Here is a 14783-nt window from a genome sequence, read left to right as displayed (position 1 = left end):
GACAAGACACAGATGCCGCCGGATCGGGACAGACCGGCGGCTTCCCTGTTCAAAGCGCAGCATCCCGCGTCTGTCCCCGGAGCAAAGGCCATCGCCATGAAGCAGATCAGCCCTTCTTACGTCGTCTATGGCAGCCAGGACGACAAGTTCCACGAGGAATGCGGCGTGTTCGGCATTCTCGGTCATCCGGATGCTGCGACCCTGACAGCGCTTGGCCTGCACGCCCTGCAGCATCGCGGCCAGGAAGCAGCCGGCATCGTCTCCTTCGACGGGCGCCAGTTCTATACCGAAAAGCACATGGGCCTCGTCGGTGACCACTACACCAATCCGGCGACGCTCGCGAAACTGCCCGGCCCGCAGGCGATTGGCCACACGCGCTATTCGACGACAGGGGAAGTTGCGCTGCGCAACGTCCAGCCGCTGTTTGCCGAACTGGAAGAAGGCGGCATCGCCATTGCCCATAACGGCAATTTCACCAACGGTCTGACGCTGCGCCGCCAGATCATCGCGACCGGCGCCATCTGCCAGTCGACCTCCGATACCGAAGTCGTGCTGCATCTGATCGCCCGCTCGCGCCATGCCTCGACCACCGACCGCTTCATCGATGCGATCCGCCAGATGGAAGGCGGCTATGCGATGATCGCGCTCACCCGCACCAAGCTGATCGCTGCCCGCGACCCGATCGGCATCCGTCCGCTGGTCATGGGTGAACTCGACGGCAAGCCGATCTTCTGTTCGGAGACCTGTGCGCTCGATATCATCGGCGCGAAGTTCGTCCGCGACGTGAAGAACGGCGAAGTGGTGATCTGCGAAACGCAGGCCGACGGCTCCGTGACGATCGAATCCCGCATGCCGGCCCGTCCCCTGCCGGAACGCGTCTGCCTGTTCGAATATGTCTATTTCGCGCGGCCTGACTCGGTCGTTGCCGGCCGCAACGTCTACACTACCCGCAAGAATGCCGGGATGAATCTCGCCAAGGAAGCGCCTGTTGAAGCCGATGTCGTGGTGCCCGTGCCGGATGGCGGCACGCCGGCTGCGCTCGGCTACGCGCAGCAGAGCGGCATTCCCTTCGAATACGGCATCATCCGCAACCACTATGTCGGTCGCACCTTCATCGAGCCGACGCAGCAGATCCGCGCCTTCGGTGTGAAGCTCAAGCATTCGGCCAACCGGGCAATGATCGAGGGCAAGCGCGTCGTGCTGGTGGATGATTCCATCGTGCGCGGCACGACCTCGCTGAAGATCGTCCAGATGATCCGCGATGCCGGCGCCAAGGAGGTGCATATCCGTGTCGCCTCCCCGATGATCTTCCATCCTGATTTCTACGGCATCGACACGCCGGATCGGGACAAGCTGCTGGCCAACCAGTATGCCGGCGACGAGGCGATGGCGAAGTATATCGGCGCGGACTCGCTTGCCTTCCTGTCGATCGACGGCCTCTACACCGCGGTCGGCGGCGCTCCGCGCGATCCGGCCAACCCGCAATTCACCGACCACTATTTCACCGGCGACTATCCGACGCGCCTCGTCGACAAGGAAAGCGAGAAGCCGGGCCGCAAGGAAAGCATGCTCGCCGCCAACGGCTGAGCTCCAGAGCAAGTCCAGCAAAAGTGCGCCAGCGGTTTTGCGTCCGGACTGCGTCAAAACAAGGAGATAGAGCATGTGATCCGGCTTAAGCCGGACATGCTCTAGGGATATAGGACAGACCATGACCATCGACCTCAAGGGACGGCTTGCGCTCGTCACCGGCGCCTCGCGCGGCATCGGCTATTTCACCGCGATCGAACTCGCCAAGGCCGGCGCGCATGTGATCGCCTGCGCCCGCACCGTAGGTGGCCTGGAAGAGCTGGATGACGCCATCAAGGCCGTCGGCGGGTCTGCGACGTTGGTCCCCTTCGACCTGTCGGACATGGCCGCCATCGACCAGCTCGGCGGGCATATCTTCGAGCGCTGGGGCAAGCTCGACATCGCAGTCCTCAATGCCGGTGTGCTCGGTGTCATCTCGCCGATCGGCCATGTCGAGGCAAAGGTTTTCGACAAGGTCATGACGATCAACGTCACCGCCACCTGGCGCCTCATCCGCTCGCTGGAGCCGCTGCTGATCAAGTCCGACCAGGGCCGTGCGCTGATCCTGTCTTCGGGTGCGGCCCACAAGTGCCGTCCGTTCTGGGGCCCCTACTCCGCCTCCAAGGCCGCCGTCGAGGCGCTCGCCCGCACCTGGGCGGCCGAGACCCAGCGCCTGCCTCTGCGCGTCCTCTCCGTCGATCCAGGTGCTACCCGCACCGCCATGCGCGCCCAGGCCATGCCGGGTGAAGATCCAGCCAGTCTGCCGCATCCGTCCGAAGTTGCCGCCAAGCTCCTGCCGCTCGTCGGCCCGGACCAGACGGAAACGGGCAAGCTGTTCATCGTTCGCGAAGGCAAGATGGTCGATTACCGCATGCCGGAGTAAGGAAGGACCACCACCCTAGCGGCGGCCGTCCCGTAGCAGGATCACCCATGTCGCCCAGAGATTTTGCCGCTTATGCCTATCTGTCCCTGGCCTGGGGACTGTCGTTCCTGCTGCTCTTGCATGTCGTCGATGCGTTCGGCTGGATCGGCGCGGTGACCTTTCGCTGCTTCATCGCAGGCGCCCTGCTTTACGTGATTGCAAGGGCTATGCGACGCCGGCTTGACTTCGGCGCAGGCTGGCTTCCTTTCGTGGTCGTAGGCGCCACGACCGTGGCCGGGCAGCTGGTGGGGCTTTCCTATGCGACGCCGCTGATCGGCACGGCGATGGCCGCAATCTTCGTCGCGTCCATCCCGCTTTTTTCCATGGTCATCGCGCAGCTCTGGGGATTGGAGCGGATCACACCTGCGCGTGTGCTTGGACTTGCGCTTGGAACGATCGGCATCATCATGCTGGTAGGCTTCCCGGCCGTGCCGGTCACTGGCGCCTTCCTGCTCGGCTGTGCCGCCATGGTCGGCTCAACCTTCTCGGCCGCCTTCGGCAGCAATTATGCGAGCCGGCATCTTTCCGGCACCGGCCCCTGGGAGGTGACGATCGGCTCCTTCATCGCCGGCGGTATCCTGACGCTGCCGCTTCTGTGGTTCGTGCCTGTTCCCGGAACACCTGTAGCGATCGACTACCTCTATCTCGTGGCACTGGCAGCCTTGATGAGTGCGCTGACCTATGTGCTCTATTTCGGTCTGGTCAAAAGCATCGGCGCGACCGCCGCGATCAGCGTCGAATTCGTCGTGACCGTCGTTGCCGTGCTGGTCGGGGCTCTCGTACTCGACGAACCGCTGACGGTGATGCAGCTGGCGGGTGGTGCCGTCATCATCGTCGGATGTGCTCTGGTTCTGGGCCTTGTCCGCCCGGTGCGAGCAGCTACCTGATCACTTGCCTCGCCGACGGATGCGAGGAGCCGAGCGACGCGGTTCACCCGCGACAAGGGCGAGCGTTGCTGCCGTTTGCTCCAAAAGGACTGCGGGTTCGCAGAGACGAACGCAGTTTCGTCCATCCGCCTTGGCCCGGTAGAGAGCGGCATCGGCGCTGGCCAGGAGCATATCGAGATCCGCACCGCTCGCACTGGCTTCGGCAACACCGATGCTGACGGTAACCTGCAGGGGTGAGAGCGGCGACATCGCCATGCCCGCGACTGTAAGGCGCAACTCTTCGGCCAGGGCGAGCGCCTGTTGCACGCCAATACGCGGCAAGAGACAGGCGAATTCTTCGCCACCCAGACGGGCAAAGAGGCAGCCCTTGGGCATCCGCTGTTCGATGGCACCTGAAAAGGCAATCAGGACCTGATCGCCGGCGGCATGGCCATGGGTATCGTTGACGGTCTTGAAGTGATCGATGTCTAGCAACAGCACACTCGTGCCGCCCTCCTGGCTAAGAGCGGCCTTGGCTTCCGTGACGAAGGTGCGCCGGTTGGCGAGATTGGTCAGGGGATCGCGCTCGGATGCCAGTCGATAACGGAGTTCGTCGCGCTCCTTCGCCAGCATCAGCAGAGCGACGAGCGTCAGCACGATCATCATGGAGTTGGCCAGCACGACATAGGCAAACCAGGGTGCCGTCGTGCCATCGGCCGCATAGGCCGGGCCCACCAGAAGAGAGAGCGGCACCGGCACCAGCCAAATTGCGCCTCGAATGAGATTTGCTACCGCAGCAATCGACCTGGACGGCAACGGCTCTCGCTTTGCCTTGTGCAAGATATCTCGCGCCGTAAGGAAGCAGTAGCCGGCAATCAGGGCGCCGAGAATAGTGGTTCTCAGCTCTATCGATTGATAGACGACAGGCATCAGCCAGAGCGCCGTCCAGACAATCAGCCCAATGGAGGCCTTTGTTAGAGAGGCCTTGCCGCCCTCGAACACAACGACCGCCTGCCAGTATAGGCCGACGGCGAAGACGCCGAGCCCGAGACCGATGCCCGACGACAAGAACAGCGGCAACGAACTACGCGCCGAATGCAGAAACATGGCCGTGCAGCCAGCGAGCCCCGCCGCAACGAGGAGAGGCAGGATCCGGCTGTCCCGGTTTCGCAGCCACATATAAATCGTCACGACCGTCGATATCAGTGTGATCAGCGCGTGGACGATCATCACTGTTGGCAGATGCAGGCTGTGGTCCATACCGAAGATCATCTCCGAGGGCGGGGGAATACCACGCTAGAATTGGGGTAGTAATCTTGAAAAAGACTTAAGCCGAGGAGCAGGTATCCACAGTGACGGACACGGACATGCCGCTTTTCGGGACGCCGCAAGCGCCCTTGACCAAAATCACGACCCGCGCCATAACACCCAGCATGAAAACGAGCCTCTGCACCATTTGCGGGCTCATTATTCGCTAGCGCATTCGCTGGCCTGGCCGTTTTCGTCTCCTGCATAGCCCCAGATGACAAACGACCCGGTCCAGCCGGGTCAATCATTCTGGGAGTTTCACATGGCCGGCGGCCTCAAGCTTTACAACACGCTCACACGCGAGAAGGTCGATTTCGAACCGATCGACCCCGACAATGTGCGCATGTATGTCTGCGGGCCGACCGTCTACGACTTCGCGCATATCGGCAATGCGCGCCCCGTGATCGTCTTCGACGTGCTCTACCGGCTGCTGCGCCACACCTATGGCGCGGACAAGGTCACCTACGTTCGCAACATCACCGACGTCGACGACAAGATCAACGCGCGGGCGTTGCGCGATTTCGGCGGGCAGATCGCCGATGGTTCGATGAGCCTCAATGAGGCGATCCGGGCCGTTACTGGCAAGACGGAAAGCCAGTTCCACGAGGACGTGGCCTCGCTCGGTTGCCTCAAGCCGACCGTCGAGCCACGCGCCACCGACAACATTCCGCAGATGATCACGATCATCCAGCGGCTGCTCGACATGGGCCACGCCTATGTCGCCAGCGGTTCGGAAGGCCATGAAGTGCTGTTTTCGACCGCGTCGATGGCCGATTACGGCATGCTGTCAAAGCGCAAGCTCGAAGACCAGCAGGCAGGCGCCCGCGTCGCGGTCGAAAGCCACAAGATGAATCCGGCCGATTTCGTGCTGTGGAAGCAGTCCGCTGACACAGAGCCAGGCTGGCCGGCGAGCTTCACCTTCGAGAAGATCACCACGCCGATCTATGGGCGTCCCGGCTGGCATATCGAATGCTCTGCCATGTCCGACCGCTATCTCTGGGAAGAGATCAAGGATCGCCTGTCCCCCAAGGCGAAAGCCAAGCCGCACCAGTTCGACATCCATGGCGGTGGTCTGGACCTGATCTTCCCGCACCACGAAAACGAGATCGCCCAGTCCTGCTGCGCCTTCGACAACGACCTGATGGCGACCGTGTGGATGCATAACGGCTTCCTGCAGGTCGAAGGCCGGAAGATGTCGAAGTCGGAGGGTAATTTCGTCACGATCAACGAGTTGCTGGCGACGGAGAAATTCGGCGGTCGCCAGTGGCCGGGCGAGGTGCTGCGGCTGGCGATGCTGATGACGCATTACCGCGAGCCGATCGATTTTTCGGTGAAGCGGCTTGAGGAGGCGGAACGCCTGCTCGCGAAGTGGCCGGCGGGTGATGCCGGGGATACCGCCCCGGATACATCGGTTATTGAGGCCCTTTCGGACGACCTGAATACGGTTGCTGCCGTTCAGGCGATTCATGCACTCGCGCAGGCAGCGAATGCGGATCCGTCGAAGCTGCCGTTGTTCGCGGCTTCCGCCGCCTTGCTCAGTGTTGCGCCGAAGAAGGCAGAAGTCAGCGACGACCTCTCCGCCGCCGTCCAGGCCCTCGTCGACCTCAGGCTCGAAATGCTGAAGGCGAAGAACTTTGCCGAGGCCGACCGCATCCGCGACGAGCTTGGCGAAAAGGGCATTCAGCTCAAGGACGGCAAGGACAAGGATACCGGCGAGCGGGTAACGACCTGGGAGGTCAAGCGGTAGTTGCTTGGGGGAAACCGTTGGCATATGCTTGGCATATGCCAACTCAGGAGATGCGAATGGAACTGGAAAGACATGTCCGGATCTTCAAGAACGGTCGCAACCGCGCCGTTCGCATTCCCGTGGAGTTCGACTTCCCCGGTGACGAGGCGATCATGCGCAAGGAGGGTGACAAGATCACCCTAGAACCCGTCCAGGCAAAGAAGGAAAGCATGATCGAATGGCTGCGCCGCCAGGAGCCAATCGAAGAGGACTTCGACTTCGACCTTCGTGAACCGCCAACGCGGGACGTCGAGCTGTGAATACGCCTCGCTACATGCTCGACACGAATATTGTTTCGGACGTGATCCGCAACCCGCATGGATCCGCCGCCACGATGATCGAGAGCGTCGGCGACGCGCAGGTGGCGATCAGTTCGATCGTTGCGTCCGAACTGCGTTTCGGCATTCTGAAACGCAACTCCGAGCGCCTGACGTTCCTGGTCGAAAACCTTCTCGATCGGGTTTCGATCCTGCCCTACGAAGACAAGGAAGCTTCCCATTTTGCCGAGATTCGCCTCGACCTTGAACGGAATGGAACGCCGATCGGTTCGACGGATCTCTTCATCGCCGCGCATGCAAGATCTCTGGACGTGACCCTGGTGACGGCCAACGTCCGAGAATTCGGCCGAGTATCAGGCCTCAAGGTAGAAAACTGGGTCAGGTCGAACCCATGACCCAACCCAACCCCAACACCAAAATGCCGAAATGGCTGCTTTACGGGCTGATCGCCAAGGGCGTTCTGGTGGCTGCGGTGATCATCGGCGTCACCGTTTATGTGACGATGCAATGAGGACGTCGAGATGAGTGAAATTGAAAGCGGCGGCTGCCAATGCGGTGCGATCCGGTTCCAGGCGTCGAAGCTTGGGCGCCCGTCGATCTGCCATTGCCGTATGTGCCAGAAACAATTCGGCTCCTTCTTCGGCGCCTTTGTCACCGCCGACCAAGCGCATCTGACCTGGACGCGCGGGCAGCCGATGCTCTACCGCTCGTCCGCCAAAGTGAAGCGCGGCTTCTGCGCCAAATGCGGCACGCCGCTCTCCTATCACCACCCTAACGGTGTGGAACTTGCCATCGGCGCCTTCGACCATCCGGAGCGTTTCGAGCCGCAGATCCAGGTCAATCACCACAAGCGCCTGCCCTGGATCGACCATCTCTTCGAAAAGCCCGCATATTCCAGCCCAGAGATGGAGGCCTTTTTCGCCTCGATCGAGAGCTTCCAGCATCCCGACCATGACACGGCTGAGTGGCCGCCGGAGGATGATCAATGACCCGTCAGATACATTCCGGTGGCTGCCAGTGCGGCGCGATCCGCTACAAGATCGCGGGCGAGCTCGGCTATCCGCATATCTGTCACTGCCGCATGTGCCAGAAGGCGAGCGGCAACTTTTTCATGGCGCTGGCCGGCTCGCGCCAGGAGGATTTCCTCCTGATGCGGGGCGAACCGAGCTGGTTCCAGTCGTCTGATCCTTGCGGGCGCGGCTTCTGCAAGGACTGCGGCACGCCGCTCTTCTTCCGCACCAAGGGTTCGCCCTATATCAGCGTGACGATCGGCAGTCTCGATAAGCCGGAGCTAGCCGAACCCATTTCGCAGGATGGGGTCGAAAGCCGGATGCCCTGGTTCGACAAACTTTTCGGCCTCCACGAAAAGCAGACAGACCGTTCGGATCTTCCGGCCGGCAATGCCGGGATCGCCGCCACCTCGCGGCAGCATCCCGATCACGATACGGTGGCCTGGCCACCGAAGAGGACATGACATGACGACTGAATTGCGCGGCTTTTACCCCGACATCGAACCTTTCGAGACCGGCATGCTCGATGTCGGCGACGGGCATCAGATCTATTGGGAGCGTTTCGGCACCAGGGGTGCCAAGCCCGCCGTCTTCCTGCATGGCGGCCCGGGCGGCGCGACCAGCCCGTCGCATCGGCGCCTCTTCGATCCCGCGCTTTACGACGTGATCCTGTTCGACCAGCGCGGCTGCGGCAAATCCACGCCGCATGCCTCGATCGAGGCGAATACCACCTGGCATCTCGTCGCCGATATCGAGCGGCTGCGTCAGATGATCGGTGCCGAAAAGTGGCTTGTCTTCGGTGGCTCCTGGGGCTCGACGCTGGCGCTTGCCTATGCCGAAACCCATCCGCAGCACGTCTCCGAACTCGTGCTGCGCGGCATCTACACGCTGACCAAGGCCGAGCTCGACTGGTACTACCAGTTCGGCGTCTCCGAGATGTTCCCCGACAAATGGGAGCGTTTTTGCGCGCCGATCCCGGAAAATGAGCGTCGCGAGATGATGGCGGCCTATCGTCGCCGGCTGACCGGTACCGACCGCGAGGAGAAATTGCGCTGTGCGATGGCCTGGAGCTCCTGGGAAGGCGAGACGATCACGCTTCTGCCGAACCCTGATTATTCCGGCCATTTCTACGACGCGGACTTCGCACTCGCCTTTGCCCGCATCGAAAACCACTTCTTCGTCCATGCAGGCTGGCTGGAGGAAGGTCAGCTCTTGCGCGATGCCTACAAGCTGAAGGACATTCCCGGCGTGATCATCCACGGCCGCTACGACATGCCCTGCCCGGCGAAATATGCGTGGGCTCTGCACAAGGCCTGGCCGAAGGCGGATTTCCACCTGATCGAGGGGGCAGGTCATGCCTATCTTGAGCCTGGGATCCTCGACCAGCTAATCCGCGCAACGGATCGGTTTGCGGGGAAGAACTGAAGTAAAGATTGCCCTCACCCTACCCTCTCTCCGCAAGCGGGGAGAGGAAGTGAGATCACCGAGTTGCCTGAGGACAACAGCATGACGCTTGAAAAGATCACTCTGTTCGACACGACGCTCCGCGATGGCCAGCAGACGCCGGGGATTGATTTTTCCGTCGAGGACAAGATCGCGATTGCGGCCATGCTGGACGAGTTCGGCATCGACTTCATCGAGGGCGGTTATCCCGGGGCAAACCCGACGGACACGACCTTCTTTTCCAGGAAGCGCACGCAAAAGGCCGGCTTCGTCGCTTTCGGCATGACCAAGCGTGCAGGCATCTCCGCCTCCAACGATCCGGGCCTCAGCCAGCTTATCCAATCCAAGGCGGATGCCGTCTGTCTGGTCGCCAAGAGCTGGGACTATCATGTGAAGGTCGCGCTCGGCTGCACCAACGAGGAGAACCTCGAAAGCATCCGTGACAGCGTCAAGGCCGTGGTCGAAGCGGGCAAGCTTTCCATGGTGGACTGCGAGCATTTCTTCGATGGCTACAAGGCCAATCCGGACTATGCTATTGCCTGCGCCAAGGAAGCATACGACGCCGGCGCCCGCTGGGTCGTGCTCTGCGACACCAATGGCGGCACGCAGCCGCCGGAGATCCGCGAGATCGTCTCGGCGGTGATTGCCTCCGGCATCCCCGGTTCTTCGCTCGGCATCCACGCGCATAACGACACCGGCCAGGCGGTTGCAAATTCGCTCGCCGCCGTCGAGGCAGGCGTGCGGCAGATCCAGGGGACGCTGAACGGCATCGGCGAACGTTGCGGCAATGCGGATCTCGTCACGATCATCCCCACGCTCTGTCTCAAGGAGACCTATGCGTCGCGCTTCGAAACCTCGATCGACCGGGAAAAGCTCGTCGGCCTGACCCGCCTGTCGCGCGCCTTCGACGAGTTGCTCAATCGCTCCCCTAACCACCAGTCGCCTTATGTCGGCGGCTCGGCCTTTGCCACCAAGGCTGGCATCCATGCCTCGGCGCTGCTCAAGGACCCGAAGACCTATGAGCACGTCGAGCCCGAAAGCGTCGGCAATTTCCGCAAGGTCATGGTGTCGGATCAGGGCGGCAAGGCGAACTTCCTCAACGAGCTGAAGCGTCGCGGCATCACGGTTGCCAAGGACGATCCGAAGCTCGACACGCTGATTTCCGTCGTCAAGGAACGCGAGGCCTCGGGCTATGCCTATGAGGGGGCCGATGCGAGCTTCGAGCTTCTGGCGCTGAAGACGCTCGGCACCGTGCCTAATTTCTTCGCGGTTGAAAGCTTTCGAGTCATGGTCGAGCGGCGCTTCGATAGCCACGGCAAGCTGAAGACAGTGTCTGAAGCCGTCGTGAAGGTGCTGGTCGATGGCGAGACGGTCATGTCGGTTGCGGAAGGCGATGGTCCGGTCAACGCGCTCGACATCGCGCTGCGCAAGGATCTCGGCAAGTACCAGGCGGAAATTCTCGACCTCGAGCTGGCGGACTACAAGGTCCGTATCCTCAACGGCGGCACAGAGGCCATCACGCGCGTTCTCATCGAGTCCACCGACGCCACCGGCGCGCGCTGGTGGACGGTCGGCGTGTCCGAGAACATCATAGACGCCTCCTTTCAGGCGCTGATGGACAGTATTGTCTACAAGCTGATGAAAAACCGCGAACTGGCGGGGCAGATCGCGGCGGAGTGAGATCGGCCGCGCCCAAACGATCGGTCTGCCTGAACGATGCTTCACAGAAATGAATTGGCGCCTGCAACCTTGCAGGCGTAATCCCGTTTCCAAGCACAACAAAAGTCAGGAAACACCATGGCCGACGTCTCCGCTCCTGCCGAGAACCGGGACAGCCTGAACGGCTTTCTCTTTGCGCTCTCGGCCTATCTGCTGTGGGGCTTCCTGCCGCTTTACATGAAGGCGCTCGCGCATATCTCGCCGGCAGAGGTGATCGCGCATCGCATCCTCTGGTCGATCCCGGTCGCCGGCCTCCTCCTGATCATCCTTAAGCGCACCGACGAGCTGAAGAAGGCGATGCGCAATCCGCGCATGCTCGGCATGGCCGCCGTGACGGCGACGCTGATCAGCGTCAACTGGGGCATCTATGTCTGGGCGATCGGGGCCGGCCATGCACTGGACACCGCGCTCGGCTATTTCATCAACCCGCTTTTCTCAATCCTGATGGGCGCGGTAATCTTGAAGGAAAAGCTGAAGCGCACGCAGATTGCGGCCTTGGCACTCGTCGTGCTCGCCGTGGTGATCCTGACTGTCGAAGCGGGCCGGCTGCCGATCGTCGCGCTGGCGCTCACATTCTCCTGGGGCTTCTATGCCTTCTTCCGCAAGACGCTGCCGATCGGGCCGAACCAGGGCTTCCTGCTGGAAGTGCTGCTGCTGTCGCCGATCGCGCTCGGCTATCTCGTCTATCTCAACCTTGAGGGCGGCGGACATTTCCTGATGGGCAACACGACCGATACGGTCCTGCTCGCCTCGGCGGGGCTGGTGACGGCAGTGCCGCTGATCCTTTATGCCAACGGCGCCAAGCTGTTGCGCCTCTCGACCATCGGAATCATGCAGTATATCGCGCCATCGATGATCTTCATCACCGCCGTCTTCGTCTTCAACGAACCCTTCAGCGCCGCCAAGGCCGTAGCCTTCCCGCTGATCTGGGCAGCTCTCGTGATCTATACGCTGCCGATGCTTCGGCAGCGCTGATTGGCACTCGAGTTCAGAGCTTGGAAATCGTTTCCGGGTCGCCTTCAGGCGCCTCGGTCTCGGCCCAGCGCGTTTCGATCGCCGGCACGATATCCTCAATCCGGTCGATGACCAGCGGCCGCACGAGATGGGCCGTGTGGATGAAGCCCGACGCCGACATGTGGTCGATCAGTTCGAGCATCGGCTTCCAGAAATCATTCACATTGGCAAAGACCATCGGCTTGGCGTGACGGCCAAGCTGGCCCCAGGTCATGATCTCGACGATCTCCTCCAGCGTGCCAATGCCACCCGGCAGCGTGACGAAGGCATCCGAGCGTTCGAACATGGCATGCTTGCGCTCATGCATATCCTTGGTGATGATCAATTCGTTCAGCTGGCCAAGCGAATGCCGCGTCGCTTCCATGTCGACGAGAAATTCGGGTATGATGCCGGTGACATGACCGCCGGCCGAGAGCACGCCGGAGGCGACCGCTCCCATGATGCCCTTGGTGCCGCCGCCATAGACGAGGCGGAGGTTGTTTTCGGCCAGCGCGCGGCCGAAGTTTCGGCCGGCCTCCATGAAGTCGGGATCGCGTCCGGGCTGGGAGCCACAATAGACGCAGACGGATCGAATCGGGGTTTTCTGTTCGCTCATGCGAAGCAAAAAACAGTCTGCGCTGACCAAGGTCAACAAAATTGGCTGAAAACCCTTGTCCAGCCGGGTGGATTGATCCATCGCCGCTTGTCGATTCATCAGGTTGACGCTAGCAATTCCAAGGGAATGGCGGCTGTTCCGCCGGGAGACTTGAGAAATGAAGAACCGTGCCCTCTGGGTGGTCCTGATCGTCCTTGCCATCGTCAGCCTGCTGATGGTCTTCGTCATCATGCCACGGCTCAACTCACCGGTGGGGGATCTGCCGACCGTGAATGCTGCCGCTGATGCCGTGAAATCGGCAGCGGATGAGGCTAAGGCCACCGCCGAGACTGCAGTCGCCGATGCCGCTGCGACCGCGAGCCAGAAGATGGATCGCCTGAAGGCCGAGGCGGAAAAGGCCGTCGATGGCATCTCGGCGCTGTTTGCCGATGGCCGCACGCCGGGCATCGAAGCCTATACCGCCGCCAAGACACTGGCTCAGGGTGCCCTGCAGGCTCTCTCTTCGATCGAGATCCCAGAAGGCCTCGATGCGACGATCATGGATGTGATCAAGACGGTACAGGCCGATGCTGCGCGGGCTCTGGAGATGCTTCAGCAGCTGCCGGCTGATCCGGCAAAGGCCGCCGGCCTCGTCGCCTCGATCAAGGATGCGCTGCTCGGCAAGCCGATCACCACCCCCGCTCCGGTCGCCGAGACGCTGGCGGCCGTCGCACCGCGCTTCGACGTCCTTCGCGTAGAGCCAGATGGCTCCACGGTCATTGCTGGCAATGCCGTGCCCGGCGCCACCGTCGAGATCCTCAATGGCGACCAAGTCATTTCCTCGCAGACGGTCGACGGCACCGGCGATTTCGCCGCCGTGCTTGATCAGCCGCTGCCGCCCGGCGACCACGCGCTGCAGATCCGCGCCACCGCTCCCGACGGCAAGGTCGTCACCTCGGAAGAGGTTGCGACGATTTCCGTACCCGAAGGTGGCAAGGGCGAGCTCCTGGCCATGGTCTCGAAGCCTGGCGAGGCGAGCCGGTTGATCACGCTTCCCGGTTCCGAAAATGCTGCGGCATTGGCAAGCCAGCCGGCCGCAGCAACTGATACCGCCACGCCGGCTGCAGCACCTGCCACACAGGCTGGTGGCGTCACCCTGCCCGACCTTCCTGCTGCGGCGACCGAGCTTGCCGGCTCGGCACCTGCCATGCCCGGCACGACCGACACGGCTGCAGCATCCGCATCGGAACCGGTGGCCGAAGAACCCGCCGCCCTTCCCGGCGCAACCGAGGTTCAAGTCACAGCGGTGGAGATCGAAGGAGATCGAATTTTCGTCGCCGGAAAGGCTCGGGCCGGCGCCACGGTTCGCGGCTTTGCAAACAAGGCCGCCATCGGTGAGGCTGTGAGTGATGGGAATGGTAATTTCGTCATTGAAGGCGAAATGAAACTCGACGTCGGCAACCACATCATCGAGGTTGAACTGCTGGATACCGCCGGCAAGGTTGTCGTACGCGCCTCGGTGCCGTTCGAGCGTCCCGCCGGCGAGCAGGTCTCCGTCGTTGCCCAGACGGGAGCGGGCGCGGAGTCTTCGCCGACAAGCCCCGAACAGGCGGAATTCGAGCGTCTCAGGATCTCGTTGACCAAGGCTGTGACGATCCTGGAAAACCTGTTCGCCAACGGTCAGAAGCCGGCGCTGGAGCAGGCGGCAGCGGCGCGGTCTGCAACGGAAATCGGATTGCAGTCGATCATCGGCTTCCGTCCGTCTCCGAATGTTGGTCCTGAACTTGCAGCCGCCTTTAGCAGCCACGCCGCCAAGGCACGAGAGGCGCTCGCGCTCTTGCAGCCGATTCCAAACGGCAATGTGGACGCATTGGGCGCCGCCCTGCCGCAGCTCGTCGCGCTGATCCGTGATCTCCTCAACGATCCGGCACCTGCTCCTGCTGCACAAGCACCGGCCGCACAGCCGGAGGCCGGTGTTGCATCAAGCTCGCCTGCCCCGGAAACGGCGGCGGCCTCCGGCGAGCCGAAAACCATCCAGCAGGCGCCGCTCGAACAGAGCGACAGCAGCGTCATCATCCGCCGCGGCGACACGCTCTGGCAGATTTCGCGACGGGTCTACGGTCAGGGTGTCCGCTACACCACCATCTATCTCGCCAACGAGAACCAGATCAACAATCCGGACCTGATCGAGCCCGGCCAGATCTTCATGGTGCCGCGCGATGCGCTTCCCAATGCGGAAGAAATCCACCGCAAACGTCTGCGCGGCGAGGCGGTGAACTGAGCTTTCACAGTTCCGT

General features: G+C 62.0%; 14 protein-coding genes. 12 read left to right on the top strand and 2 right to left on the bottom strand.

Features of this window, described 5'->3' with window-relative positions; genetic code table 11:
- Positions 1 to 96: 96 nt before the first annotated feature.
- The 3 genes from purF (at position 97) to GH983_RS05785 (ending at position 3375) form a co-directional block, all read left to right on the top strand.
- Positions 97 to 1587, top strand: a complete 1491-nt coding sequence (gene purF / locus GH983_RS05795; protein ID WP_054150707.1) for an amidophosphoribosyltransferase — start codon at positions 97 to 99, stop codon at positions 1585 to 1587.
- A gap of 121 nt (positions 1588 to 1708) precedes the next feature.
- Positions 1709 to 2449 carry an SDR family NAD(P)-dependent oxidoreductase gene (locus GH983_RS05790; protein WP_153761900.1) on the top strand — a complete coding sequence of 247 codons (741 nt, stop codon included), beginning with the start codon at positions 1709 to 1711 and terminating at the stop codon, positions 2447 to 2449.
- A gap of 47 nt (positions 2450 to 2496) precedes the next feature.
- The gene (locus GH983_RS05785; RefSeq protein ID WP_153761899.1) at positions 2497 to 3375 is read left to right on the top strand and encodes a DMT family transporter; all 879 of its coding nucleotides are present in this window, start codon (positions 2497 to 2499) and stop codon (positions 3373 to 3375) included.
- On the opposite strand, the gene GH983_RS05780 is transcribed toward GH983_RS05785, so the two are convergent.
- A complete protein-coding gene (locus GH983_RS05780) occupies positions 3376 to 4614 on the bottom strand; it encodes a diguanylate cyclase (RefSeq protein WP_194842792.1) in 1239 nt (412 codons plus the stop codon).
- Positions 4615 to 4924: 310 nt separating this feature from the next.
- Between GH983_RS05780 and cysS the strand changes: the two genes are divergently transcribed.
- From cysS to rarD, 8 genes are all read left to right on the top strand, one after another.
- Positions 4925 to 6409 (top strand): cysteine--tRNA ligase, encoded by a 1485-nt coding sequence (cysS, locus tag GH983_RS05775; protein ID WP_153761897.1) that lies wholly within the window; start codon positions 4925 to 4927, stop codon positions 6407 to 6409.
- Between the two features lie 56 nt (positions 6410 to 6465).
- Positions 6466 to 6708, top strand: a complete 243-nt coding sequence (locus GH983_RS05770) for an antitoxin (protein WP_054150488.1) — start codon at positions 6466 to 6468, stop codon at positions 6706 to 6708.
- A gap of 14 nt (positions 6709 to 6722) precedes the next feature.
- On the top strand, positions 6723 to 7121 hold the full coding sequence (locus GH983_RS05765; protein ID WP_153763569.1) for a type II toxin-antitoxin system VapC family toxin: 399 nt from the start codon (positions 6723 to 6725) through the stop codon (positions 7119 to 7121).
- 126 nt (positions 7122 to 7247) lie between these two features.
- Positions 7248 to 7715, top strand: coding sequence for a GFA family protein (locus tag GH983_RS05760; protein ID WP_153761896.1), 468 nt, complete (start codon positions 7248 to 7250; stop codon positions 7713 to 7715).
- A complete protein-coding gene (locus tag GH983_RS05755) occupies positions 7712 to 8200 on the top strand; it encodes a GFA family protein (RefSeq protein ID WP_153761895.1) in 489 nt (162 codons plus the stop codon). Before GH983_RS05760 ends, GH983_RS05755 begins: the two co-directional genes overlap by 4 nt.
- Before the next feature lies 1 nt (position 8201).
- Complete coding sequence (pip, locus tag GH983_RS05750) at positions 8202 to 9161, top strand: prolyl aminopeptidase (protein WP_153761894.1); 960 nt, start codon at positions 8202 to 8204, stop codon at positions 9159 to 9161.
- A gap of 81 nt (positions 9162 to 9242) precedes the next feature.
- Entirely contained in the window at positions 9243 to 10859 is a 1617-nt protein-coding gene (cimA, locus tag GH983_RS05745) for a citramalate synthase (RefSeq protein ID WP_153761893.1), read from the top strand.
- Between the two features lie 117 nt (positions 10860 to 10976).
- Complete coding sequence (gene rarD, locus GH983_RS05740; protein WP_054150482.1) at positions 10977 to 11873, top strand: EamA family transporter RarD; 897 nt, start codon at positions 10977 to 10979, stop codon at positions 11871 to 11873.
- A gap of 13 nt (positions 11874 to 11886) precedes the next feature.
- Here the strand turns inward: rarD and GH983_RS05735 are convergent, their stop codons facing one another.
- Positions 11887 to 12507 (bottom strand): TIGR00730 family Rossman fold protein, encoded by a 621-nt coding sequence (locus GH983_RS05735; RefSeq protein ID WP_069043848.1) that lies wholly within the window; start codon positions 12505 to 12507, stop codon positions 11887 to 11889.
- A gap of 157 nt (positions 12508 to 12664) precedes the next feature.
- Here GH983_RS05735 and GH983_RS05730 point away from each other — a divergent pair, with 157 nt between their 5' ends.
- A complete protein-coding gene (locus GH983_RS05730; protein WP_153761892.1) occupies positions 12665 to 14767 on the top strand; it encodes an Ig-like domain-containing protein in 2103 nt (700 codons plus the stop codon).
- The last annotated feature ends 16 nt before the right edge of the window (positions 14768 to 14783 follow it).

The organism is Agrobacterium sp. MA01, assembly GCF_009650195.1.
Taxonomy (GTDB): domain Bacteria; phylum Pseudomonadota; class Alphaproteobacteria; order Rhizobiales; family Rhizobiaceae; genus Allorhizobium.
The sequence above is the reverse complement of the archived record's forward strand: the minus strand, read 5'-3'. Positions and strand labels throughout refer to the sequence as shown.